Raw genomic sequence first — 25,076 nt, 5'->3', positions numbered from 1 at the left:
AAGCGCAGAGCTTAAATAAATTTAACCTTTACTGCTTACTATTCACAAATAAACCATAACATGAGTTTAGAAATTAAAGTCCCGCCGGTTGGCGAATCAATTACAGAAGTTACCCTGTCGCGTTGGTTGAAAAAGAATGGCGACGCGGTGGAGATGGATGAAGTGATAGCAGAATTAGAATCGGACAAAGCAACGTTCGAACTGACTGCGGAAAAAGCAGGGACTTTAAATACAAAAGTTAATGAAGGCGACACGCTGCCAATTGGCGCGGTAGTAGCCAGCATCGAAGAAGGATCTTCGGCCCCTCATGGTGGCTCGGCAACTGAGACCCCGACCCAGGAAGAAGAGCAAGAAAAAGAAGCAACATCACCTGCGCCCCCGGCACAAGCCGATAAAGCGCCTGCGGCACCTGTTGCAGCAGCTGCGGGTGGTTCTATAGAAATTAAGGTTCCGCCGGTTGGCGAATCTATTACAGAAGTAACCTTGTCGCGCTGGATCAAAAAAGACGGCGACACCGTTGAAATGGATGAAGCCATTGCCGAATTAGAATCCGACAAGGCAACATTTGAATTGACTGCAGAAAAGCCAGGTGTTTTACAGACCCAGGCTAAAGAGGGAGATACCCTTGCTATTGGTGCTGTGGTTTGCTCTGTTGCCGTTGGCGCTGCTCCACACCCGGTAGCAGCAAATAGCGGCAGTGGCACTCAGCCGTCTGCCGAAACTGCAACTGCTCCTACCACTGCTACTAAAACTTACGCAAGCGGTACACCGTCACCAGCGGCTGCCAAAATACTGGCGGAAAAAGGTGTCGATCCAAAATCTGTTACCGGTAACGGTGTAGGCGGCCGCATTACTAAAGAAGACGCCCTTAAAGCTGATGAAAGTCCGCAAGGGGGTGCCAAGCAAGCAGCGCAGGCTGCTAAACCGCAAGCTGCTCCGGCGGCCGCATCACCAGCTCCTAAAGTTGCCGGTGCACGTAATGAGCGCCGCGAAAAGATGTCGTCTCTGCGTAAAACCATTGCTAAGCGCCTGGTTTCTGTAAAGAACGAAACCGCCATGCTAACTACTTTTAACGAGGTTGACATGCAACCTATAATGGACATCCGCGCTAAATACAAGGATAAATTCAAAGAAAAGCATGGCGTAGGTTTAGGCTTTATGTCTTTCTTCACCAAAGCTGTGTGCGAAGCGTTGAGCGAATGGCCGGCCGTTGGCGCCCGCATCGAGAACGACGAAATTGTTTACAGCGACTATGTAGATGTTTCTATCGCTGTATCCGCGCCGCGTGGTTTAGTGGTTCCGGTGATCCGCAATGCAGATCAAATGGGACTAGCTGATATTGAGAAAGAAGTAGTTAACCTGGCTACAAAAGCCCGTGAAAACAAGCTGACCATTGAAGAAATGACCGGCGGAACATTTACCATTACTAATGGTGGTGTGTTCGGTTCCATGATGTCTACACCTATCATCAATTCTCCGCAGTCGGCTATTTTAGGTATGCATAATATTATTGAGCGCCCGGTTGCCGTTAACGGGCAGGTTGTTATCCGCCCGATGATGTATATCGCATTATCATACGATCACCGCGTGATAGACGGCCGCGAGTCGGTAAGCTTTCTGGTAAGAGTAAAACAATTATTGGAAGACCCAACGAGGTTATTATTAGGGGTATAACCCACCGAAATCTTCCCTTAAAGGGGAGGACTTAAAAGCAAATGTCATGCTGAGGCACTCGAAGCAACATTTGCTTTTTTATTTTACACCCTGCGCGCCATGCTTCGAGAGCCTCAGCATGACATCTTAAAAATTGATTCTAAATGAGCAAGCAAACCAAACCCACCATATTAGTAGTAAATGACGACGGCGTAACCGCGCCGGGTATAAAAGCCCTGATGGGTGTAATGAAAGAACTGGGTAGGGTAGTGGTAGTAGCGCCGGACAGTCCGCAATCCGGTATGGGGCATGCCATCACGATAGGCAAACCTTTGCGCCTGGATAAAGTGAATGTATATGAGGGTATAGAAGCTTACGCCTGCTCAGGTACGCCTGTAGATTGCGTTAAACTTGCTGTTAATACAATCTTAAAAGGCAAGAAGCCAGACTTGTGCGTTTCCGGGATTAACCATGGATTGAATAACAGCATCAACGTTTTATATTCCGGAACTATGTCGGCTGCGGTTGAAGGCGGGATTGAAAAGATTCCGTCGATCGGTTTCTCATTGGATGATTATACCATGCAAGCCGATTTTAGCCATTGCTTAAAATGGGTTAAACAGCTAGCGCAACAAGTATTAAAAAATGGCTTGCCTTTAGGAACGGTGCTTAACGTGAATTTTCCAAGTGGTAATGGTATAAAAGGCATAAAGATCTGCCGTCAGGCTGATGCCAAATGGGCCGAAGAATTTGAGCAGCGCATAGATCCGTATAAAAGACCTTATTACTGGTCTTCAGGGGTATTTGAACTGAATGAAACAGGAGAGGATACAGATTGCTGGGCTTTAGCAAATGGCTACGCTTCCGTTGTACCTGTGCAGTTTGACATGACCGCGCATCACGCCATTCCGCTGTTGAATAGTTGGGAGTTTTGATCCCCCAAATAAGAAGTCATCCCGAACTTGATTCGGGATCTCACTTGCAAGTTGTAAACCTACTTTTGGGATGCCGAAACAAGTTCGGCATGACATGAAATTTTGTTCGCGTGGCTACTCCTTTACCCCCGTTAGCTCCAGATCAATGCCCTGCGGACTGCCTGTCAAGCGGCATATCAATGGGAAAGCCGGGTATTCAATATCCACAATTTGGTTTTGCCTTTATCATCCACCGCGTAGAAGACATCGGCAACTTTGTCATTTATCTTAAAGTCGGTATTGTCCTGTGTAACTGTGAAATTGCGACCATTTAACGTGAAGGATTTCTTTTCTGTCAGGTCTTTAAAAACGGTTTTAGATACAGTTACTAAAGTCTCATTGTCCTTAAGTTTCGTAATCTCGTCCGGCTCCGGTTGCTTGAAACCAATCTTGTTTGCGCTTTGTATCGCGCTTGCTGCTATTACAAACTTACCGGTACCATACCCCGCAAGTAGCCATTGCATGGTCAGTGTGCTATCGGCATTAAGAATGGTCAATGTAAATGGTAAACTTTGCCCTAAAGCGTTGGCGTGTGCCTGGTAAGATAGTACCGAGCCCTGTTTTATTTGCGGGATATATTTTTGTGCATTAGCTGTTGTGGTTAACAATAGCGCTATCGTGAAAGCATATAATATCTTCATGCCGTAATGTAATAAAACAAACAAGGATTAAGGTTAGATTAGCCTACTTTTGCGCATATCCTCGTTCATTACGAACTGCTGCGAGGTTGTGCGGCAATCTTTTTAAGGGGGCATTAGCTATGAGATTGCTTCGTGCCTCGCAATGACAATATTGAATAATGTTTAAATTCAACAACTTCTATCTTGGGCTGCTTGTCGGCGCCATTTTCCCGGTGCTGTCATGGCTTACCTTTCATGTTTGGTACAGCACACTGGTTTTTATGAACAAGCCGGTGATCCCTTATTTCACTGCGATTTTGATCAATCTCGTCCTAATCAGGACCTATCATAAGAACGGCGCAGAAAAAACGACGCGCGGAGTTATGCTTGTTAGTTTTATTTTCTTGCTGATGATCTTGTTTATCAACAGGGTATAGTAGACTTCTAGTCAATTTTTTCTATAATTCCGTGATGATGCTCTTTGATAGCCGTTAGCACTTCGGCCCATGTTTTTACGCGTTGGTGATGATTTTGATTTACGTTATGTGCCGAATGGAACATTAGCGGCTTTCCTTTAAAGTTGTCCAGGTTTTTACAATGATCGTCTATCAGGTAATCGGCATCGATAATGCTTTTGTCGCCGCAAAACACAATGTTCTTCCAACTTATAAACGGAAAATGTTGGGCTAGCCAATCATACTTCTCATTCAAGGAATTTGGAAACTCCATCGCTGCTGAAACAATGAAGACATTATAATCTTGCATTAAACTTTTTACGGCTTCCACCGCGCCATCCATTACCGGGAGCGTGCGAAAAAACCCCGGAGTGAATACCATCTTGCGGATAGCGCCCTCTACCGGGAAGGCCTCATATTCGGGTTTTCCCAATAAACTTTCGTAAGGCATGCGTACACCATAATCGCGCTCATACCAGGTTAAAAAATGTTGGTCGGTATCGGCCAAAACGCCATCCATATCAATGGCGATTATCTTACGTTTTTCCATATTGCAATTTTATGCAATTAAAATTTAATATTGCAAATTATTGCAAATTAAATTGCATGTTGTTGCAGGTTAATTTTTTGTTACCTTTGAATATGCTTAAAGAAGAGCGCTTAAACTTAATTATGGAACAGGTTGTTAAGCACAATAAGGTAGTGCTTGACGAGCTAAGCGCCACGCTTAAAGTGTCAACCGACACTGTCCGCAGGGATATTAAAGAGCTGTCTGATAAGGGTTTATTAAAAGCTGTACGGGGCGGAGCGATCCATCAGTCGCCGTTGCCGCCACCATTTAAAGAACGGCAACAAATAGAAATTAAAGAGAAGCAGATCATCGCCCAAAAGTTAGTTGAGTTTATCAAGCCGCATCAGGTTATTCTGATCGACTCGGGCACCACTACCGTTGCCGCGGCGCAAACATTGCCAAAGGATATGCCACTGACGGTGATCACCAACAGTTTTCCGGTGGCGACAGCATTGGAAGATTTCGATAAAATTGAGGTAATGTTCATTGGCGGCAAGCTTGATCACAGAACGGCATCGACACATGGGTATGAAACAATAGAGGCCATCCGTAAAATCAGGGCCGATGTATGTTTGTTAGGCATCTGTAATATTGACTTGACTACAGGAATCACAGGCTTAGATTATGAAGACAGTATGGTGAAGCGGGCCATGATAGAAACTTCGCGATACATTATCGCCTTGTTTACATCGGATAAGATAGGGCAGAGCAATCCGTTCTACATTGCCGCGGCTAATAGTGTTGACGTGTTAATAACCGAAAAGGAACCAACCTCTTACGATCTCACAGCCTTTAAAGAAGCAGGCATTCTTATCAAATAAGTAAATTGCAGCAATGAAATACTACCTGGTGGCCGGTGAGGCATCGGGCGACCTCCACGGCGCCAATCTAATGAAAGAACTGAAGCTGATAGACAGGGAGGCAGAGTTTCGTTTCTTTGGCGGCGACCTGATGCAAGCTCAAGGCGGCATATTGGTGAAACACTACGCTGAAATGGCTTATATGGGCGTGGTGGAAGTAGTCATGAACATTCGCACCATAGCCAAAAACATGGCCGCCTGCAAAAAAGATATTTCAAACTGGCAGCCTGATGTGGTTATCCTTATTGATTTCCCGGGTTTTAATTTGAAGATAGCGGAGTTTGCAAAGAATAACGGTTTGCTTACCTGCTTTTATATATCACCAAAAGTTTGGGCCTGGAACCAAAAACGCGTATTAAAAATTAAACGGGTGGTTGACCACCTGTTTTGCATTCTTCCTTTCGAGGTTGATTTTTACAAAAGCTGGGGAATGGAGGTAGACTATGTGGGCAATCCGTTGTTAGACGCTATCGCCGCTTTTACACCTGATCAAACATTCTTACCAAAATATAAACTTGAAGAAAAACCAATGGTCGCCCTGCTTCCCGGCAGTCGTAAGCAGGAAATAGTAAGGTTGCTCCCGGTAATGCTGTCGGTAGTTGATAAGTTACCCGCTTATCAATTTGTTGTGGCAGGCGCTCCATCTTTTGATGCAGCGTATTACGATCAGTTTTTCAGCGTCACTAAGCTACCCATTATATTTAATGCTACTTATGATCTGCTGGTTAATGCGCAGGCGGCTATCGTAGCCTCTGGTACGGCAACGCTGGAGACAGCATTGTTTGATGTTCCGCAGGTGGTGGTCTATAAAGCCAGTCCGTTGTTCATCGGCTTAGCGCGCATTTTTGTAAAGTTGAATTATATATCCCTGGTGAATCTTATTATGGATAAGTTGGTCGTAAAGGAACTTATTCAGGAAGATTGCGATACAATCCATATTTCTGCCGAACTAGATCGTTTACTGAAAGATCAAACTTACCGTTCAGCCATGCTGGCAAATTATGACGAACTTGATCTGAAAATGGGAGAGCCGGGTGCATCCGCTAAGACTGCCGGGTTAATAGTTAAGTATGTAAATAATTCTTCATCGATAAAATGATCGTTATTGGGTAACGCAAACTCGAGGTAATCTTAAAGCTATTCAACGCTATGGAGATCGGAGATTGCTTCGTCATGGCATTTCTCGCAGTGACGGGACAGCTATAAAAATAAAGCCTCGCGGAAACCGCGGGGCTTTATCGTTTTTCACAGATTGATGTTGTAGAATATATATAGGTAGATGATGTGCTTAAGCTACTGATAGGCGGTTAACCGCAACGCTGTTGGTTATTTTGTCCAATACCTGATTTTTAGTGCGGTTGATAGCTTTAAGATCTTGAAGGATCAGTTTTTTTAATTCGTTGTCGAAACGAGACACTAATTTGCTAACGGTTTTTGTGTTTTGAGTTGTCATAACTGTAATTTCTTAAGGTTGAATATTTTTTAATTTTTTTGTTCTTTGTCTATGTGATCGGTCTCGGTCAGGTTGTCTTTTCTTCTTTTAGCTTCTTCGTGTTGCCTGGCCAGTTGTTCTTCTTCGCGATGGTCTTCAGGCTGCTCGGGGTTTTGCGGGTTCTCCCACTCTTGCTGTTCGTCCGGGTTTGTATTGCCTGAAAGTATCATCTTAACTTATTTGATAGAGGTTATGCCAATACAATGCCAAAAAATTAATTGGTGTCGCAATTAACTATTTAGCATGGTGTCATGAAGGTTCGAAAACACTGATACGAGCATCAGAAACCCATTTTAGTGTGTATGAAGAAATTTTAAAAAAATTCCGGTTAAGCTGATACGAAAGGAAATGGTGGTTAGGCCGTCTGCATTTTTTTGCGGTTAACCAGATGTACAAAAAGTACGATAACAGACAGTATTGTACCAATACCGCACACACCCGCCCAGCCGAAACCTCCCCATACCAGGCTTGCGGCAAATGTACCTGCAGATCCGCCTACGAAATAAGACACCATGTAGATAGTGTTGATACGGTTCCGTGCATCGGGGTTTAAAGCGAAAATTATGGCCTGGTTGGAAATGTGTGTGGCCTGAACGCCGATGTCCATTAATATCACACCTATAATAAGCCCTGCAATGCTGGCCGATGAAAAATAATATACAATGAAAGAAACGGTAACCATCAGTATAGTAAATGCAGATAGCTTGAACGCATCGACCTTATCGCTTAGGCGCCCCATTAACCCTGCGGCAAGTGCACCAAAAGCTCCTACCAAACCAAACGCGCCGGCTACGGCGCTTCCCTGGTTTAAGGGAGGCTGTTTCAAAAGAAATACAAGTGTTGACCAAAACGCGCTGAAAGCAGCAAACAATAGAGCTCCGCGAAACGAAGCCAGCCTGAGTTTGGGCTCGGCGATAAACAAGTCTTTAAGCGATTTCATTAAGTCACTATAGGTGCCTGCATAAGTAGGGGCAACCTCTGGCAGTTTCCAATATATGAGCAGCCAGATAATGACCATCATTACAGCGGCAGCGTAAAAGATTGCGCGCCAGCCAAAATGTTCGCCCACAAAACCGCTTAAAGTTCGCGACAGCAAAATACCGATCAGCAATCCGCTCATGATAAAGCCTATCTTTTTACCACGCTCTTCGGGTTTGGCCAAATGTGCTACCATTGGTATAAGTAACTGCGGAATTACGGTGGTAAGGCCTACTAAAAAGCTTGTGATAAACAAAACGTAAATATTGGTCGCTGTAGCCACGCCAATAAGCGATACGGTAACAACAGCCAGATCGATAAGCATTAGCCGTTTCCGCCTGAACATATCACCAAGCGGGATGATAAATAATAAACCGGTGGCATAACCGATCTGCGTAAACATGGATACCTGGCCGGCCTTGCTGTTATTTATATGCAGGTCTTTAGCAATATCGCCGAGCAATGGCTGACTATAGTAAATGTTGCCGACCACAATAGCCGTTGTGATGGTCATTAGCCATAAAAGAAAAGGCGTGAGTTCGGGCTTATGGGAGTTATTGTTAGTAGGCATTAATAGAAGTGCTATTGTGTAAGTGTTAAAGTTGTGTTAAAATTTTGGACGGATAAATGTTTTAACATCCACTTTAAATGGTAAAAGTTGCATTATAGGCAATTAAACGCAATAAACGTTTTTAGGATGGCAACATTTACTGTAGCGCATTGAAAATATTTTACAAAAAAATTTTGCAGTATTGAAACTTAGTGTTACTTTTACACCATCGGAAACGATAACGAAATAGTCTTCTCATAATTTAGGTTTATAATTGGTTAGTAAAGGCCTCCTGCCCATCAGGAGGCTTTACTGTTTTTAGGAGTTTGGTAAACCAAACATACTTGCATAAAAAATCCCGCACCTATGTGCAGGATTAAAAAAATTTCAGGTTATTTAACGCAACCGGTCTGCAGAGCGCACTAAGGCATCATCTTTCCTGATGGCCTTCATGGCCATAATAAGCAGAAAAATGCTTATACAGCTTAGAAATATACCAATGCCAAGGTTATTGGTGCCTAACACGATATCGCCAACAACGTTTTTCACCGTTTGTGCTGTCCAAAAGCTGTATCCAATTATAATTGCCATTGCCAGGTAGCAGAAATTTGCCTGGCGTTTGCGGTTCCTGAATAAGAAAATGATCACAATCGGCACTAAAGCTACTACAGCGGTTGCAATGGTAAGCGCTGTAAAACTTTGTGTTTGCATTTGCTGGCTGCCGTTATCCTGGTAAATGCCCGTAACCTTTATCATTGACGGTACGTTGTTTACGTACACGTGGTGAGCTAACGGGAAAAAGAAAAGCGCGAATATTAATAAGCCTGCAAAAAACAGGTAAACGGTTTGTATTCTTTGTATCATAGTGCTTTATAAATGCCGTAAAGATAATATTGTTTACGTAAAGCGTACTCTGTGTTTAGTACATTTGCCCGGCTGTGGAAACCTTGCAACGATATTTTATTGAACTGGCTTATGATGGTACCAATTACCACGGTTGGCAAGTGCAAGAGAATGCCATAAGTATTCAGGAAATATTAAATAAAGCTTTAAGCACTTACCTAAGACAGCCGATTGAAACCACCGGCGCCGGCAGAACAGATACGGGTGTACACGCAAAACAGCTTTATGCGCATTTCGACTATAAACCTCAACCCAGTAAACGGGTTGAAGAAAATTTTGTTAACGGAAGCGGGCGTGAAGACCGAGTCTCCCCCTTTAGGGGGCGGGGGGGTGACAGTATCAATGCTTTACTCCCGTATGATATCGCCGTTAAAGGCATTTTGCCTGTTCATGCGAATGCTCATGCCCGGTTTGATGCAACGCAACGGTCTTACGAATATCATGTGCATTTTAAAAAGGATCCGTTCAAAACAAGGTACTCGTGGCTGCTTAAGTCGAGGCCTGATGTTGATTTAATGAATAAGGGAGCGGAGATAATTAAGCAGTACACTGACTTTAGCTGTTTTAGCAAATCAAATACGCAAGTGTTCACAAATAATTGTAAGATTACCCGGGCTGAGTGGCTTGAAAACGAAAACGGGATTGTTTTTCATATCTCTGCAGACAGATTTCTGCGTAATATGGTACGTGCAATTGTCGGCACTTTGATAATGGTTGGCAAAAAGGAAATAGAGCCGGAAGCGATAAGACAGATCATTGAGAGCAAAAACCGCAGTAATGCCGGTACATCTGTACCTGCCTGCGGATTGTATTTAACAGAGGTGAAATACCCGTATCCCTTAACCCCCTGAAGGGGACAAAATTATTAGCTTTGATGGACGATATTTTAATATACACAATTAAGAAATCCCCCCTTTAGGGGGTCAAGGGGGTATGGCAGTAACAGGTAACGCGATAGATTGGGGTTTGATGCGGCGCGTAATGCATTACGTTAAGCCGTATAAATTAACGTTTGGCCTTGCGGCTTTTCTAACGATCTTTCTGGCGGTTGTAGCCCTTATTCAACCAATATTGATTCAGCGTACGCTGGATAATTATATCGTTGTTGGTAATTATAACGGTATGGTTTTTATGGTGTCGCTAATGATAGGGCAACTGGCATTGCAAACAGTAGCTCAGTATTACCAAACCTATATGACAAATGCCTTAGGCCAATCTGTGATCAAAGACCTGCGCATGGATATTTTCAACCACGTAATGAGTCTGCGGTTAAAGTTTTTTGATAAGACACCGATCGGTGTTTTGATCACGCGTACCGTATCTGACCTGGAAACTATCGCCGATATATTTTCTGAAGGATTGATTTCGATCGCGGGTGATATGCTGCTTCTAGTCTCGGTGATCACTTACATGCTGATACAAGACTGGAAGCTAACGCTCATCACACTTGTGCCGCTGCCGTTTTTGATCCTGGCAACTTATGTTTTTAAGGAGGCTATCAAGTCTTCTTTCCAGGAAGTGCGGACGCAGGTGGCGCGCTTAAATACCTTTCTGCAGGAACACATCTCGGGTGTTAGCATCATTCAGTATTTCGCACGCGAAGAGCAGGAGATGCGCAAGTTTAAAGAAGTAAATGAAAAGTATCGCGATGCTAACATCCGCTCAAATTGGTATTACTCTATCTTTTTCCCGGTGGTAGAAATCCTGTTCGCGGTTTGCATGGGGCTATTAGTATGGTATGGTTGCAAGCGAATCTTGTCTGACGGCGAACTGGCATCAATATCAGCTTCAAAAAAAGGAATTACGCCGGGGTTAATTGTTGCGTTCATCTCGTTGCTCAACTTACTGTTCAGGCCGATACGCCAGCTGGCAGATAAATTCAATACGCTGCAAATGGGTATGGTGGGTGCCGACCGTATTTTTAAGGTTCTGGATACCGACGAAGTTGCCATAAATAACGGGCAGATACGTAGTGGCGAACTGCGTGGCGAGATAGAATTTGAAGATGTTTGGTTTGCGTATAACGACGACAACTGGGTACTCAAAGACATTAGCTTCCATGTTAAGCCCGGAGAGACATTAGCTTTGGTTGGCGCGACAGGGGCCGGTAAATCGTCAACTATCAATATTCTGAACCGTTTTTATGAGATCGGTAAAGGCAAAGCGAAGGTTGATGGTGTGGACATCCGCGATTACGATGTAAATTTCTTGCGGTCGAAAATCGCGACGGTGATACAAGATGTGTTCCTTTTCTCAGATACCATCGCCAATAATATCAGCTTAAATAATCCGGATATAAGCTTAGAGGAAATAGTTAAGGCAGCCAAAGATGTGGGTGCGCATGATTTTATTGAACGCTTGCCTGGCGGATACCAATATAATGTAATGGAGCGGGGAGCGACCTTGTCGTCAGGCCAGGCACAATTAATTTCTTTTATAAGGGCATTGGTATATGACCCGTCGATATTGGTCCTGGACGAGGCAACATCATCCGTTGATACCGAAACGGAAGTGCTTATCCAGAATGCCATCAACAAATTGATGGAAGGCAGAACGGCTATTGTCATCGCTCACCGCTTATCAACCATTCAAAAGGCTGATAAGATCATAGTACTGGATCATGGCGAGATCAAAGAGATGGGCAGCCATCAGGATCTGCTACGGATTGAAGATGGCCTTTACCGTAAACTTTACGACCTGCAATTTAACTCGGCGGGGATAGAGCGATAATTAGTGGTGGTGTAAGCGCAGTGCTAACACAAATAGTGCGATCGGTAAAATGATGATCATAAGTGCCGCTAGAACATTCGCAATGCTTTTGCCAATGCCAAATCCCTGGAATACCGTTAAGCCAATAATTGTAAGTATGAAATGACACCAGGCAATAAAGTTGACACTGTATTTAACGGTTTGTATGATAGCGAAGTAGTCGTCCCCCCAAATGTGTTGTTGAACATTATAGTCTGCCACAGAAAAATTTAAAACTCTTAATATAATTATCGCGATCAGCGAGATCATTAATATAAGAATGCCAGGAACTGCAGCATAACTCAACATGTTAAATATTTGTGATTGATCGCCATGTCCTCCAAACCACTTTCCTGTTAAATAGATGAGATAAGAATAAATATAAATGCCAACCCAGCCAATTAGTGCACCAACCAAAATCAGAACAAATTCGCGAGGCCAAAAATTATTATTTATGTCGGACAGTTTTAAAAAGTCACGATGAATGACATTAGTTATGCCGATGAGTATTAGGAAGTAAAATTGGTATTTGTCAAGATCATACCTCTTAATAAGCTTAAACGCTTTCTTTGGCTTGATTAAGAGATTAGATAAAACGGCGCGGTAAAGATTGGTCATAGAGGCTTGCAAGTGCAAGCAATTTATGAAACCAGAATATTAAAACCAATACTAGAGGGTATTGCTAATATTAAATAATTTAACCTGGTACGCAAAGTGCAACTTACGGCTGCACTTTGCCCTCTTCCTGTCCTTTTTGTTCGGTAGGTGGATTTTTTATTGGGTGCACCGGTTCACCATCCTCACGGTACTGCTTGTTAACGTTACCGAAATTGGCATCATCGCCATCGTATTTTTTGTCCCTCTCTTTCAAGACGCTTTTATGCCCTTTGTCGTTTGGGCGGTCAGTTGGTGTATCAGATGGCGATGGTTTATTTGAATTGTTGGCTGGCTTAGTCATTGTATTACAGTTTCTCTTACAACCATAGGTGACCGTAAAATGTTTAGCCGCGACGTTCAATCCGTTAATAAATGTTAAAACTTGTTACGCCGCATCTCGGCAGACGTATTAATAACTTTTAAATTTTACCTTTAAGGCTGTAATTGTATTTTTGCGGTTTACCAGAAAATTTATGGAAGAATTTGAAGCCAGTTCGGCAGCTAAAAAAACCAAAACGATATACATATCTACCGTTTTCGGTATCGCAATGGTGCTGCTGATGGTTGGTTTATTGGGCTTGATATTGGTGCATGCAAACAGGTTGTCGCGTTACGTTAAGGAAAACCTGGTGGTGAACGTATATGTAGACGAAACCGCCCGCGAAACCGATGTGATCCAATTGCAGAAGCAACTGGAAACAAATCTGCAGGTAAAGCAAGCTGTATACGTAACTAAAGAGACAGCGGCCCGGAACTTGCAAAAAGAGCTTGGCGAAGATTTTATTAAATTCCTGGGTGTAAACCCGCTTTCAGAATCTATAGATGTGTATCTAAAGGCAGACTACGCCAACAATGCCAATATAGAACGCTTCAAGGCTCAGTTGATGAAAAACCCGCTGGTTAAAGAGGTGCGTTACCAGGCAAATCTGGTCGACAAGATGAACCAAAACTTGGGTTCTATTACCCTTATCATCTTAGCATTCGCCGGCATTTGGGTAGTTGTCTCAGTAGCGCTCATCAATAATACCATCAGGCTGGCCATTTATTCGCAGCGCTTCCTAATCAAATCTATGCAGCTTGTAGGTGCTACTAAAGCATTTATCCGCAAGCCGTTTTTACTATACGGCATCTGGCATGGATTATTGGGTGCATTGATAGCGATCATCATTTTAGTAGGTACCCTTGCACTGGCCATAAAACAGATTCCCGATCTGGTGATCCTACAGAATTACTACGAATTTGGTATAGTATTTTTGATCGTGGTTGGTTTAGGTATTCTCATTTCAGGATTAAGCACCTTTTTGGCAGTTAACAGATTTTTACGTTTAAAAATATACCAGTTATACAGATAATATGGCACAAAAATATACTCGCCCTGTTGTGGCGCCTAAACCCGAAGAGAAGAAAATGCAGCCTGTACAATTTATTTTCGACAACTCGAACTATAAATTACTGGCTATAAGCGTGGCCATTGTGGTACTAGGCTTTATTCTAATGAGCGGCAACACAGACATTTACAGCAATACCAAAATAGTGATAGCGCCATTAGTAGTGCTTGCAGGTTTTGGTTTAGCATTTTATGCTATTCTTAAAAAGCCGGGGACAAAGGCATGAGCCTGATACATGTGATCATACTGGCCATTATTGAAGGCCTTACGGAGTTTTTGCCCATATCTTCAACCGGGCATATGATCATTGCCGAGTCTGTAATGGGTGACAAGGGCGACTTTGTAAAACTGTTTACCGTAGCCATTCAGTTAGGGGCAATTCTATCTGTAATAGTGCTGTACTACAAACGTTTCTTCCGCGACTTTAATTTTTACATCAAGCTGCTTATCGCGTTTATACCTGCAGCCATATTCGGTTTGCTATTTGCGAAGAAAATTGATGCGTTGTTAGACAGCGCATTAACTGTGGGCATTACTCTCTTTCTTGGCGGCATTATCCTGTTGTTTGTAGACAAGTGGTTTAATAAGCCCGTTGTAACAGAAGAAAAAAATATCAGCAACCTTACGGGGTTCAAGATCGGGTTGTTTCAATGTCTCGCCATGATCCCGGGTACATCCCGTTCTGCTGCAAGTATAGTTGGCGGTATGTCGCAAAAATTGTCGCGTACGGCTGCGGCAGAATTTTCATTCTTTCTGGCGGTGCCGACCATGTTTGCAGCGACTGCAAAAAAGCTTTGGGATTTCCACAAAGAGGGCCATGTTTTTAGCGGCGAGAAAATTAAATTATTGGCGATTGGTAATTTTGTCGCGTTTATCGTGGCATTATTGGCTATCAAAACTTTTATTACCTTTTTAGAGAAAAGAGGCTTCCGGTTGTTCGGTGTTTACCGGATCCTGATTGGCGGATTGATTATTGCCATTTATTTAAGCGGTCATACCTTAGAGGTTATATAACAAGGCCGAGATATCATTAAGAAGACGCAATCATTGCGTCTTTTTTTGTTTATTAATGTTGCTAATTTGAGATAAGAGCGACATGGTCAAATCAGTTCAACCATAACGTTTCATTACCTTTGTACTTTATATCAAAATTTGTCTACTTCAGAAAATACACTACAGAGCTTTGCCGACGGCAAATTGCTCCTAATAAACAAGCCGTACAAATGGACCAGTTTCGATGTGGTGGGAAAGCTACGAAACGCATTCAAGCCATTGAAATTAAAGGTCGGCCATGCGGGTACATTAGATCCGTTGGCTACCGGTTTACTTATTGTTTGCACCGGCAAAATGACCAAGCAAATAGATACGTTCCAAGCCGAAGAGAAAGAGTACACCGGCACCCTTATCCTTGGCGCAACAACGCCGTCTTATGACATGGAAACCGAGGTCGATGAGCGTTTTGATACATCTGGCATCACAGCGGACGACATTGAAAATGTGGCAAAGCAATTTATCGGCGCAATACAACAATATCCGCCTGCTCATTCTGCCATAAAAGTAGGGGGTGAGCGCTTGTATGAAAAAGCCCGCCGTGGCGAAGAAGTCGAACTAAAATCTCGAACGGTTACCATCTCAGAGTTCGAGATCACCAACATTGAGATGCCGGAGGTGCAGTTTAGAGTGATATGCAGTAAAGGAACTTACATCCGCTCGTTGGTCTATGATTTTGGCCGCGCGCTAAATAACGGTGCCTATCTTTCTAAACTTCGCCGCACCCGCAGCGGTAGCTTTAGAATTGAAAACGCGAGGGAGATCATGGAAATGGTTGGAGAGATTCGGGCATTGAAAGAAAAAAATATCAACGCAGGATCATTGCCCCACCTAAGCCCTCCCCGGGAGGGAGGGTTTGAAAATCCGGAAAGTGTTGATGACAAATTGCCCCACCCAAACCCTCCCCCGATGGGAGGGCTTACGCCATCTGATAAGGTTAGTGGTTATAGAGAAAATGCTGATGCGGCAAACTACGAGACCTTAAAAGCTTTTAGCCGTTCAAACAGGCATCAGCCCACTGAAGCCGAAAACGTTTTATGGCAATTATTAAGAGGCAACACCACAGGGTTTAAAATCAGACGGCAACACGTTATTGGAAATTACATTGCTGATTTTGTTTGTTTGCAAAAGATGCTTGTTTTTGAGGTCGATGGGGAGTATCATAAATTCACCTCAGAAGCTGACGATTTAAGAACTGAAATTTTAAGCGATCTTGGGTTCGAAATAGTCCGAATTAAGAACGCAGATGTTCTGATATCTCCTGATAAGGTGTTTAATTTTATAGTGACTAAAATAAATAACACACCTCAAAGAAAAGCCCTCCCATCGGGGGAGGGTTTGGGTGGGGCGGATTTTAATGACGATGCCATTAGTCACAGTGAGGAGGTTCAACCATGAAAACCTATCATAACATCAATGACTTTATCCCTGTAGCAAATGCAATTGTTACCATTGGCACCTTTGATGGGGTCCATCAGGGTCATCGCGAGATTATTAGCAGAATTATAGACCTGGCAAAAGAAACCGGCGGCGAGTCGGTAATTTTAACTTTTTTTCCGCATCCCCGAATGATACTGCGTCCGGAAGATGAAAGTATAAAGCTCATCACCACCATTGCGGAAAAAGCAGCATTACTGGAAGAGCTAGGACTGAATCATTTGATCATAACACCTTTTTCCCGGGATTTTTCTAACCAAACAGCTGAAGAATATATCCGTGATGTTTTGGTGCAGAAGATCGGTACTAAGAATATCGTAATAGGTTATGATCATCGTTTTGGAAAGGACCGTTTAGGCGGGCTTGCCGATCTGCAACGCCTGGCGCCTGTATATGGCTACAATGTTACCGAAATACCGGAACAAGACGTTGATACCGTAGCGGTGAGTTCTACAAGAATAAGGCAGGCCATCTTGCAAGGAGATATAAACCTGGCCAATCAGTGCCTTGGCTATCCGTTTTTTATTAATGGGAAAGTGATCAAAGGCGATCAACTGGGCCGTCAGCTTGGGTACCCTACAGCTAACTTACTTGTCGAGGAGCAATATAAACTTATTCCGGGCGACGGCATTTACGCTGTATTGGTAACTATTAATAACGCGGCTTATAAAGGGATGGCTTACATTGGCCACCGCCCGACAATTAACGGCATGACACGTAACATCGAAGTAAATATATTTGACTTCGATGAAGATATCTATAATCAAACCGTTCGCGTGCAGTTCTTGCATTTTGTCCGCGAGGATATAAAATTCCCTTCATTAGATGAATTAGTTGTACAATTAGGCGAGGACAAAAAAACAGTTATTAAGTTACTGGGTAATTAAGTTATTCATTAGGAGTAAATGTTGTGAGGCAAGGTGTTCTTAGTAAGATTAATGATCAGTAAATAACTAGCGGTGCCTAAACTTAATCTCGATAAACAGGAGAGCGACTTTTTACATAAGGCGATCGGCGTTTGGGAGCGCGACCAACTTATAGATAATATAACGGCCGAAAAACTCCGTAACTCTTACGAGGTAAAAGGATTCGACTGGATGCGCCTTGCGAAATATTCGTTTTGGGTTGCGCTTATCTGTGGCGGTGCTTCATTTGCCTATCTCATTGTTAATGATGCTGTAATCAATCTGCTAAAGAAGCTGTATTACACGCCCGACATCATGATCAGCATTTTGTCGGCTGTCGCCGCTGCCGCGTTGTTTTACTGGGGGCGTCGGTTAGAGAAAACGAAACCAGAGCGGGTTTTCAGCAATGAGGCGGTTATATTCACGGGTGTGTTATTCACAGCTTGCTGTATAGCTTATCTGGGTAAAACCTTCGATGAGCGTTATGGTCACTACTCATTACTGTTTCTTCTTAGTGTTTTCGTTTATGGAGTTTTAGGGAAAAGGCTCAATTCGAGGCTGATATGGCTTTTCGCATTGATATCTTTGGGGAGCTGGTTTGGAACGGAAACCGGCTATCAAACGCATTGGAGCGATTATTTTCTGGGGATGAATTATCCCTTACGGTTTGTAGCCTTCGGAATAATATTAGTCACAGCCTGCCGCTTATTGCGGGGCAGTAAATGGTTCTCTTACTTCTATGAGCTAACGTACGTTTGCGGATTACTTTATCTGTTTATTTCTTTATGGCTGCTAAGCATTTTTGGTAACTATGGCAACATCAACGCCTGGTGGCCGGTTAAACAGATCACTTTATTTTATTGGGGGATAATCTCAGGCGTGGTAGCCGGACTATTCCTGTTGTACGGCTTGCAAAAGAAAGATGTAATAGCCCGCGAATTTGGTATTACCTTTTTTATCATTTTCATCTACACAAAATACTTCGAATACTTTTGGGACCACACCAATAAAGCGCTATTCTTCGCCATATTGGCTTTATCGTTCTGGCTTATTGGCCGCAAGGCAGAAAAAATATGGAACGTGCGCAGTAAGCCTAATGGTGGTGCTTAAAGAAGGTGATATAAACCAGCTTAAACACGTGGTAGGCCGCGAAAGAAAAGAACAGTATCGCAATGGCTACATTGATGACTTTAGTACTCAAATCAAATTTGCTTTGAATGTATTTGGCAAACTCGGCATAGATAAGTAAACATAAAAACGCGCCTCCGGCAGAGCCTAAGCTAAAGATAAACAAGCCCAAACGTGTTGGCTCTATCCATTCGTGGCTGATAACATAAGTGCCCGCAATCAACCAAAAAGGTATCTGCATAGGATTTAAAAAACCCAGTAAAATGCCATACTTGATGCTTGCGGTTTCAGAATATTCTTTTTTGGCAGGCTTGTTACGGTTTATCCAGGTGATGGTACCTAAAACACCAAATAGCCCAATCATTACAAAATCTATTATTGTGTCTAAATGCATCTGGCTGCTTAGCCAGTCGGCAGCATGCATAATAAAGTAGGTAAAAAAGAATTCTATGAATGAAAACGCGCCGATAAACTGAAGCGCCTGCTTCATGCCGCGGTTTATGGTGAGCTGTACCAGCGTAAGGTTGATGTTACCCGGCGGGATGTACCCAATAAAGTTTGCAATGAGGCCGATAAAGAAGGTTAAGAAGAGCATCGGAACCAAAGATATAACAGCATTTTAAACTTAATGTAAACATTATTCTTTGGGAAATGATTTTGCCGTTTTCTTTGCATCAATTATGGTAAGTGGCGGACAAGAGATAATGGACTTGGCGATACAGGGGCTTTCTGAAGAGGATGCCAACCCCCGGTTTATAGAAGAGTTGCAGGATAGGGTAGATATTGTGCAACACAAGCTTAAGTTCATTGAAAGGAAGCCATCAGTCGCGTTTATCAACACATTAGATTTTACAGAACATGCAGGTAATAGCCTTCTTAGGTTAATAAGTGCAGCCGGTGGAATGATGGTTAATACCAACCTATATTCGGGCTCTGCTTGGGAAAGTCTGATTGAAACCAACCCGGAGATCATTGTCGTAGCGCCCCAAAATAACACGATAGAGGATACGATGAAGCAAATGACTTCCTTATTAGATCAAAAAGGCTTTAGTGAACTTGCGGCGGTGAAAAACAACCGTGTATATATTGCAGACGGCAATCAATATTTCTACCAGCCGAGGGCGCGGATTGTGGATTCACTTGAAATCCTGGCAGAGATCATCAACCCTAAACAATTTATTTTTGGTTACGAAGGACAGGGCTGGGTGAGGTTCGATATGTAAACGGAAAATTTAGAACCTCACGTTAACGCCAATAAAATAATTTCGCAACGGCGCCGCGTTATAGTAACGGTTGCCAACGGCATTAAGGTCGTTACCCAAACTGTATTTTTGGTTTAATAAGTTATCGGCCCCAATATCAACCTCTAGCGCATTCCTTGTAGATAATTTATAAGTCCAGGACGCTTTTGCCTGCAATAGATTGTAATGGTCAGCATAAACAGAATTCGCATCATTCAATGGCAAGCCGGAAGTGTAATTGTGCTGTACATAAACACTAATCTCTTTAGGCAATAATAGCTGCAAGTCCGTGATGCTTACTTGCTTTGGGACGCCGGTAAGCGCATTGCCGCTATAATTAACCCCGGCTACGTTGTAATTAGCGAAAGTAAAATCGCTAAGCGTGAGGGACTCACTTATTTGAAGCCCCCTTACAATGTGCTCTGTGTTTTGCCTGATGATCCAAGCCGTGCTGTAAAATTCAAATCCGGGTTGTTTGGTACCTCCCGCGTTAATATAATATTCCGTTTCGTCGGTATTTAACTGGCGAACTATGGCATTATTCAATCGATAATAAAAAACGGATGCATCCACCATGAACCTGTCAAACTTATCGCGCAGGCGAAACCCTGTTTCATAGTTTACTCCAAATTGCGCGTTTAGTGATCTGTTGATAATGTTATTCGTCGGGCGGATCTCTGCTGTCGTTGGTGTAGAGTAGCCACGGCTTATAGATGCGCGCCACGTAAAGTTATCGGTTATCTGATAAGACAATGCCAACCTTGGCATTAGCTGCGGGGAAAAGTTGCGCGGTATAAAACTTTGTTGGTTGAGCGGGTATATATTTTTGAATTGATAACTGTAATAGTTGAGGCTAAGTGCCGCTTCGGTGTGAAGCCTCTTAAAAAAGTCTGTGGCGTAGCGCGTAAAAAAGAAATGCTGATTTGTATTTATCCGGTCGGCAGTTTGAGTGGTGTCTTTCATGCCACCGTGGTTGCCATAATTATTAATGTCAGCGTTGGTTTGAGACCATTCTAGACCAAGATCGATGTTCCAGTTATAATTCGGTTTTTTAATACCGCTGTATTCAAAATAAGTTCGTACGCCAAATGTGTTCTCATTGCGCTCCTCATAATTAGTGATGAAAGGATTGGAAAAATAGGTGTGGTTACCAAAGATGGCCGCCACGTTTCTCAATCGGGTATTAAGACGTGTTTCATTCACCAATCCACCAAAAAGCAGTCTGGTAGTGACGCCAATATTCTGCGCAATAGCCGAAGGTAGGGTAGGAGTAGCCTGCCGCGATAACGCAGGGTTTGCATTGTATTGTACAAGCGTTAACCCGCCTGGTGTCTGATAATTTAGGTCGCTATAAAAGCCAAGTACTTTTAAACTGTTACTAGTAGCGTATTGCCATTTGTTTGCGGCCTGGATGTAGTGCCGCTGCATGTAGCTGTGTTCGCGGTAGCCTCGATAAGTTTGATAAGCCTGATTAAAGCTAAACTGGTTATTGATCGAACCACTGCTAACGCTTGCATGCTCATGTACCAATGCATAAGATCCCGCATTAATGCCAACTTCGCCAGTTGTTCCCTTGCTGTTGTAACTTGCGGGATTTATAATGACCACCCCGCCCGAGTTGGCGCCAAACAAACTGCCGTCGGGGCCCTTTAGCACCTCAATACCTTTAACAGAGTTAAAATCTATTGCGTTTAAGTAGGTGTTTCCGCCGGCATCTGTCAGCGGTAATTCGTCGTAATAAACTTTAACATCGCGTACACCGAAAGGCGATCGCAACAAACTGCCGCGAATAGACAAACGGTAACTGCCGGGTGTACGCTCTTCCATTCGTACTCCCGGAACAGTATTTATGGTGCTAACCAGCGAATTTTCTTGCTGTAATTTGATCTGCGCCTGGCCTATCACGCTTACCGATGCAGGAACGCTAATGGCGGGCTGCGCAGATAAATAGCCCCGGACTAAAACTTCTTTGAGCTTATGGGTAGTATTTGTTTTAAGGGTGTCCTTTTTGAATTGTGCGTTGGCACAGGTTGTTGCCAACAATAAAAACAACAGAGTATAGACCGTAGCCATCGGTTTTTTATTAGGATGTCATGCTGAGGCTCTCGAAGCATGGTGCGATGGCCTTACCATAAAATGTAAATGTTGCTTCGAGAGCCTCAGCATGACATTTACTTTTTCTGCAAGTTAGCAAACTACAATTCTTTGATCTTAATGTCCCTAAAATAAACCAAGTCGTTATGATCCTGTAAAGTAATCTTCCCTTTAGTGAACTTGCCGAAATCCGGGTAAAATTTCATGTTGCCCTTTTGAATGGCTTCCTTCCAGCTTTCGGCGTTCATATCGGCTTCTAGTGTCTTTTTCCCATTGAGCCAAAAAGTAAGCTTGCCGTTCTTTTGCTCAAACTTTGACTGGTTCCATTGGCCAAAGGGTACAGGTTTTGCAGCGCCATTGGTAGGGATAACATTGTATAAAGCGCCTGCTATCTGATACGGGTTTCCTTTATGCACTGCCGAGTTCTCGTCGTCCAGCATCTGGTACTCGGGCCCCGTCATGAAAGTTGCCGGATATTTGGCATCTTCCTGCACATCGAAGATCACACCGCTATTACCACCTTTACCTACTTTCCATTCAAAGCTCATTTCAAAATTCTCATATGTGTTATCAGTGGTCAGGTCGGCGCGGGTTTTATTTTTGGTGGATGTATTACACCATAGCTCGCCATCTTTAACTTCCCATGCGGCCGGAACATTGCCTTTATTGTAAATATGCCAACCTTTTAAACTTTCGCCGTCAAACAACAAATGCCAGCCATCTTTTTTTTCTGCATTGGTTAACGTATTATGCTGAGGTTGTTGCGTACACGAAGAAATTCCGATAACCGCGGGAGCGATCAGCGCAGCTAATAATTTAAAAGGTTTCATAATTGCAAAGTTGATACCGTGGTTTTGCGGCAAGGCAAGATAATCATTGCGTTTATGAATTAAAATTAGTTTGGCGAATCGCTATTCATAAAATTGTTCATTAAATTTATGTCGATGAAGTATACAGAATGGTCTCGAACGGCCGAGGAATGGTTAATGTTAACAACACCGGTTGCGCTTCTTATGTATTACATCTTAAGTAAGTTAAGTCGAAAAATTTTTCAACTGCAGAGAGAGCAAATTGTATTTAGTTTGGTAGCTACAATAGTTATTGCTCCCGCTCTCACCGTTGGACTTTTTTTTGCCGCCCTCGGACTGACGTTCTACGAGCCTCAAAAAGAGTTTGACCAAAAAGCATGGTCTAAAGACGCGTTACACAGATTTAGGATGGCAGACGATCTGGTAGAAAAAAAGACAATTGAAGGTGTAGACACAACTCAACTTAAAACTATCATTGGTGGGAAACCAATAACTAAGACGGATACGCTTTGGATATACTATATCGGAACGGGTGGTGGGGTTTTTTTAGATCATTTTTTAAATATCAAAATCAAAGGCGCAAAAACAGGAAGCGTTAGCCATACCGCTCATGAAGGATAACTAACGCTTCTGATATATGTTACCTGGCAACACTCACGCGCCATATTCGGTTACTGGCATCATCAGCAACTAACAGCGAGCCGTCTTTAGCAACCGCCACACCAACAGGTCGCCCATGAACTTTTTTAGCATCGCCGGGAACGGTAAAGCCTGTCAAGAAATCTTCGGGCTTGCCGGGTTTGGTATTAGCAAACGGTACAAAGACCACTTTATAACCAACCAGCTTAGAACTATTCCATGAACCATGCTGACCTATGAAAGCGCCATTCTTGTATCTTGCAGGGAAGGTGCTGCCGGTATAAAATGCCAAACCTAACGAAGCAGTATGCGACCCAAGATCGACATCCGGTACGATCGCTTTTTTCACCATTTCAGGGTTTTTGCCTTTCAACCGTGGTTCTTCGTGCTGGCCCCAATATGCATAAGGCCATCCGTAGAATCCTCCCTTTTTAACGCTGGTTAAATAGTCGGGCACAAGCTTGTCGCCTAATTCGTCGCGTTCATTTACGGCGGCATACAAGACATTTGTGCCTGGCTGAAACGCAAGCCCGGCTGGGTTACGCAGGCCGCTGGCGTATACTTGTTCATTTTTACCTTCGAGGTCAACCACCAAAACATCGGCACGGCGTATTTCGTTTTCGGGCCCATGCTCGCCTACATTACTGCCGCTGCCAACGCCAATATAAATATGTGTGCTGTCTTTATCCGTGCGGATGTTGCGTGTCCAATGGTTATTGTATCCGCCAGCGGGCAGGCTAACGATCATTTTACCCGGAGCGGTGATACTTGTTTGGCCGGGTGTGTAAGGGTATTTCAAAACGCCATCGGTATTGGCTACGTAGAAGTTGTGCCCAATGATGAGCATACCGAAAGGCTGGTTAAGATTCTTTAAGAATACAGTTTTGGTATCCGGTACGCCATCACCGTTGGTATCTCTCAATAGTGTTATGCGATTGGCACTGGTCCCTAAATTTTCAGATTTATTTCTGCCAACAATTATATTTTCTGCCTTCTTTTTTACGCCCTTTGCTTCGGTGTTGGCTTCAGAAACAAAGATGTCGCCATTTTGCGCCACGTAGATATTACGCGGGTTCTGTAAACCGTCAGCAAACAAGTTCACCTTAAACCCGGCCGGTGCGACAGGCATTTCGCCTTGTTTCCAGCCAATTACATCACTAAAGTTGTAGGCAGATTTAGTTTCATACGGCGCAGGCAGGTTAACTGCTTGGCCATCTTTATCTGTAACCGTGTCGGCTTTGCTGCGGTCGGGCTTGGGTTGCGAACAGGCAGTTATTAAGACGACAAATGCTATTATGCTGATTGGCTTTGAAAATTCCATAAGGGTAACTTCTTTTAAGTCTAACCCTTAAAACACCATGATGTTTGCGTCTAATACTCTACCAGCTTATCTATTTGTTCAGCGGTATATTTAATAGTATCTGCCTGGTGCAATTGGCCATCCGCATCAAGTTCTTGCCTCACATTCGTAATGTGGATCTTTAACGGGTGCACGTGCAGGTGCAGGTAATTGCATACCCCGGTAAAATGATCTATGCCTCTTATGTTGCCATATTTACCAGACGATAATCCAACGAGGCCCGCTTTTTTGTTATAAAAGCTGCCGGGAAAATCGCAGGCGTCCATAAAAACTTTTAAAACGCCAGGAAAGCTGCCGTTGTATTCGGGGATAATAAAGATGAACTTATCGGTAGCGGTAACAATATCTTGAATGGGCTTAAATTCGTCACTTCGCTTCCCATAAAGATCAGTTGAGATGATCGATGGCGGCAAATCCTGCAGCGATAAAATCCCGGCCTCTACACCACGCTGCTTCAATTGCTCCTGGTAATACTTAGCCAGTTTAAGCGTTGAACTATTAGGCCTGTTTGTCCCTGAAATTATAGTGATCATTTGCAGATTGTTTGTAAGTTGTGGGAAAAAC

General features: G+C 43.3%; 28 protein-coding genes and 1 pseudogene. 16 read left to right on the top strand and 13 right to left on the bottom strand.

The window, feature by feature from the left end:
* Positions 1-60: 60 nt before the first annotated feature.
* Positions 61-1,674 (top strand): 2-oxoglutarate dehydrogenase complex dihydrolipoyllysine-residue succinyltransferase, encoded by a 1,614-nt coding sequence (gene odhB, locus GO620_RS09030; RefSeq protein WP_157525903.1) that lies wholly within the window; start codon positions 61-63, stop codon positions 1,672-1,674.
* A gap of 143 nt (positions 1,675-1,817) precedes the next feature.
* Positions 1,818-2,588, top strand: coding sequence for a 5'/3'-nucleotidase SurE (gene surE / locus GO620_RS09025; protein WP_157525902.1), 771 nt, complete (start codon positions 1,818-1,820; stop codon positions 2,586-2,588).
* Between the two features lie 176 nt (positions 2,589-2,764).
* On the opposite strand, the gene GO620_RS09020 is transcribed toward surE, so the two are convergent.
* Positions 2,765-3,268: a hypothetical protein gene (locus GO620_RS09020; RefSeq protein WP_157525901.1), complete on the bottom strand. Its 504-nt coding sequence runs from the start codon at positions 3,266-3,268 to the stop codon at positions 2,765-2,767.
* A 158-nt stretch (positions 3,269-3,426) separates the two neighbouring features.
* On the opposite strand from GO620_RS09020, the gene GO620_RS09015 reads away from it, so the two are divergent.
* Positions 3,427-3,684 carry a hypothetical protein gene (locus tag GO620_RS09015; protein WP_157525900.1) on the top strand — a complete coding sequence of 86 codons (258 nt, stop codon included), beginning with the start codon at positions 3,427-3,429 and terminating at the stop codon, positions 3,682-3,684.
* A gap of 7 nt (positions 3,685-3,691) precedes the next feature.
* Here GO620_RS09015 and GO620_RS09010 read toward each other — a convergent pair whose 3' ends face one another.
* Entirely contained in the window at positions 3,692-4,252 is a 561-nt protein-coding gene (locus GO620_RS09010; protein WP_157525899.1) for a 5' nucleotidase, NT5C type, read from the bottom strand.
* 92 nt (positions 4,253-4,344) lie between these two features.
* Between GO620_RS09010 and GO620_RS09005 the strand changes: the two genes are divergently transcribed.
* Positions 4,345-5,094, top strand: coding sequence for a DeoR/GlpR family DNA-binding transcription regulator (locus GO620_RS09005; RefSeq protein ID WP_157525898.1), 750 nt, complete (start codon positions 4,345-4,347; stop codon positions 5,092-5,094).
* Between the two features lie 13 nt (positions 5,095-5,107).
* Positions 5,108-6,232 carry a lipid-A-disaccharide synthase gene (lpxB, locus tag GO620_RS09000; protein WP_157525897.1) on the top strand — a complete coding sequence of 375 codons (1,125 nt, stop codon included), beginning with the start codon at positions 5,108-5,110 and terminating at the stop codon, positions 6,230-6,232.
* Between the two features lie 189 nt (positions 6,233-6,421).
* Here lpxB and GO620_RS08995 read toward each other — a convergent pair whose 3' ends face one another.
* From GO620_RS08995 to GO620_RS08980, 4 genes are all read right to left on the bottom strand, one after another.
* A complete protein-coding gene (locus GO620_RS08995; protein WP_157525896.1) occupies positions 6,422-6,586 on the bottom strand; it encodes a hypothetical protein in 165 nt (54 codons plus the stop codon).
* 29 nt (positions 6,587-6,615) lie between these two features.
* Positions 6,616-6,795, bottom strand: coding sequence for a hypothetical protein (locus tag GO620_RS08990; RefSeq protein ID WP_157525895.1), 180 nt, complete (start codon positions 6,793-6,795; stop codon positions 6,616-6,618).
* Between the two features lie 185 nt (positions 6,796-6,980).
* Entirely contained in the window at positions 6,981-8,174 is a 1,194-nt protein-coding gene (locus tag GO620_RS08985; protein ID WP_198173587.1) for an MFS transporter, read from the bottom strand.
* 375 nt (positions 8,175-8,549) lie between these two features.
* Positions 8,550-9,017 carry a DUF4293 domain-containing protein gene (locus tag GO620_RS08980; RefSeq protein WP_157525894.1) on the bottom strand — a complete coding sequence of 156 codons (468 nt, stop codon included), beginning with the start codon at positions 9,015-9,017 and terminating at the stop codon, positions 8,550-8,552.
* 74 nt (positions 9,018-9,091) lie between these two features.
* Between GO620_RS08980 and truA the strand changes: the two genes are divergently transcribed.
* On the top strand, positions 9,092-9,907 hold the full coding sequence (gene truA / locus GO620_RS08975; RefSeq protein WP_200229812.1) for a tRNA pseudouridine(38-40) synthase TruA: 816 nt from the start codon (positions 9,092-9,094) through the stop codon (positions 9,905-9,907).
* A gap of 82 nt (positions 9,908-9,989) precedes the next feature.
* Complete coding sequence (locus GO620_RS08970) at positions 9,990-11,786, top strand: ABC transporter ATP-binding protein (RefSeq protein ID WP_157525893.1); 1,797 nt, start codon at positions 9,990-9,992, stop codon at positions 11,784-11,786.
* Here the strand turns inward: GO620_RS08970 and GO620_RS08965 are convergent, their stop codons facing one another.
* Together GO620_RS08965 and GO620_RS08960 are read right to left on the bottom strand one after the other, a co-directional pair.
* Entirely contained in the window at positions 11,787-12,422 is a 636-nt protein-coding gene (locus GO620_RS08965) for a YIP1 family protein (protein ID WP_157525891.1), read from the bottom strand.
* A gap of 103 nt (positions 12,423-12,525) precedes the next feature.
* Positions 12,526-12,762, bottom strand: a complete 237-nt coding sequence (locus tag GO620_RS08960) for a hypothetical protein (protein ID WP_157525889.1) — start codon at positions 12,760-12,762, stop codon at positions 12,526-12,528.
* A 172-nt stretch (positions 12,763-12,934) separates the two neighbouring features.
* On the opposite strand from GO620_RS08960, the gene GO620_RS08955 reads away from it, so the two are divergent.
* The 7 genes and pseudogenes from GO620_RS08955 to GO620_RS08930 all read left to right on the top strand — a co-directional run bounded on the left by GO620_RS08955 (position 12,935) and on the right by GO620_RS08930 (position 18,351).
* On the top strand, positions 12,935-13,813 hold the full coding sequence (locus GO620_RS08955) for a cell division protein FtsX (protein WP_157525887.1): 879 nt from the start codon (positions 12,935-12,937) through the stop codon (positions 13,811-13,813).
* Position 13,814: 1 nt separating this feature from the next.
* Complete coding sequence (locus tag GO620_RS08950) at positions 13,815-14,075, top strand: DUF3098 domain-containing protein (protein WP_317198301.1); 261 nt, start codon at positions 13,815-13,817, stop codon at positions 14,073-14,075.
* A complete protein-coding gene (locus GO620_RS08945) occupies positions 14,072-14,863 on the top strand; it encodes an undecaprenyl-diphosphate phosphatase (protein ID WP_157525885.1) in 792 nt (263 codons plus the stop codon). The genes GO620_RS08950 and GO620_RS08945 overlap by 4 nt, the downstream gene beginning before the upstream one ends.
* Positions 14,864-15,001: 138 nt before the next feature.
* Positions 15,002-15,700 (top strand): annotated as a pseudogene (gene truB, locus GO620_RS17220) (tRNA pseudouridine(55) synthase TruB); the annotation flags it as partial.
* 108 nt (positions 15,701-15,808) lie between these two features.
* Complete coding sequence (locus GO620_RS17215; RefSeq protein WP_244139489.1) at positions 15,809-16,297, top strand: endonuclease domain-containing protein; 489 nt, start codon at positions 15,809-15,811, stop codon at positions 16,295-16,297.
* The gene (locus tag GO620_RS08935; protein WP_157525881.1) at positions 16,294-17,223 is read left to right on the top strand and encodes a bifunctional riboflavin kinase/FAD synthetase; all 930 of its coding nucleotides are present in this window, start codon (positions 16,294-16,296) and stop codon (positions 17,221-17,223) included. Before GO620_RS17215 ends, GO620_RS08935 begins: the two co-directional genes overlap by 4 nt.
* 72 nt (positions 17,224-17,295) lie before the next feature.
* Positions 17,296-18,351, top strand: coding sequence for a DUF2157 domain-containing protein (locus tag GO620_RS08930; protein WP_200229809.1), 1,056 nt, complete (start codon positions 17,296-17,298; stop codon positions 18,349-18,351).
* On the opposite strand, the gene GO620_RS08925 is transcribed toward GO620_RS08930, so the two are convergent.
* Entirely contained in the window at positions 18,335-18,964 is a 630-nt protein-coding gene (locus GO620_RS08925; RefSeq protein ID WP_157525879.1) for a LysE family transporter, read from the bottom strand. The two genes, GO620_RS08930 and GO620_RS08925, sit on opposite strands and share 17 nt — an antisense overlap.
* A gap of 49 nt (positions 18,965-19,013) precedes the next feature.
* Here GO620_RS08925 and GO620_RS08920 point away from each other — a divergent pair, with 49 nt between their 5' ends.
* Positions 19,014-19,592, top strand: coding sequence for an ABC transporter substrate-binding protein (locus GO620_RS08920; protein WP_157525877.1), 579 nt, complete (start codon positions 19,014-19,016; stop codon positions 19,590-19,592).
* Positions 19,593-19,601: 9 nt separating this feature from the next.
* Here the strand turns inward: GO620_RS08920 and GO620_RS08915 are convergent, their stop codons facing one another.
* Positions 19,602-21,683, bottom strand: a complete 2,082-nt coding sequence (locus GO620_RS08915) for a TonB-dependent receptor (RefSeq protein ID WP_157525875.1) — start codon at positions 21,681-21,683, stop codon at positions 19,602-19,604.
* A 122-nt stretch (positions 21,684-21,805) separates the two neighbouring features.
* On the bottom strand, positions 21,806-22,534 hold the full coding sequence (locus GO620_RS08910) for a 3-keto-disaccharide hydrolase (protein ID WP_157525873.1): 729 nt from the start codon (positions 22,532-22,534) through the stop codon (positions 21,806-21,808).
* A 114-nt stretch (positions 22,535-22,648) separates the two neighbouring features.
* On the opposite strand from GO620_RS08910, the gene GO620_RS08905 reads away from it, so the two are divergent.
* Positions 22,649-23,134 carry a hypothetical protein gene (locus GO620_RS08905; RefSeq protein ID WP_157525871.1) on the top strand — a complete coding sequence of 162 codons (486 nt, stop codon included), beginning with the start codon at positions 22,649-22,651 and terminating at the stop codon, positions 23,132-23,134.
* Between the two features lie 19 nt (positions 23,135-23,153).
* Here GO620_RS08905 and GO620_RS08900 read toward each other — a convergent pair whose 3' ends face one another.
* Both GO620_RS08900 and GO620_RS08895 read right to left on the bottom strand, forming a co-directional pair.
* A complete protein-coding gene (locus GO620_RS08900) occupies positions 23,154-24,473 on the bottom strand; it encodes a PQQ-dependent sugar dehydrogenase (RefSeq protein WP_157525869.1) in 1,320 nt (439 codons plus the stop codon).
* 50 nt (positions 24,474-24,523) lie between these two features.
* On the bottom strand, positions 24,524-25,045 hold the full coding sequence (locus GO620_RS08895; protein ID WP_157525867.1) for an NADPH-dependent FMN reductase: 522 nt from the start codon (positions 25,043-25,045) through the stop codon (positions 24,524-24,526).
* Between the last annotated feature and the right edge of the window lie 31 nt (positions 25,046-25,076).

Source organism: Mucilaginibacter ginkgonis (assembly GCF_009754905.2).
GTDB classification, from domain to species: Bacteria; Bacteroidota; Bacteroidia; order Sphingobacteriales; family Sphingobacteriaceae; genus Mucilaginibacter; species Mucilaginibacter ginkgonis.
This window is presented reverse-complemented; position numbering and strand designations above follow the sequence as displayed.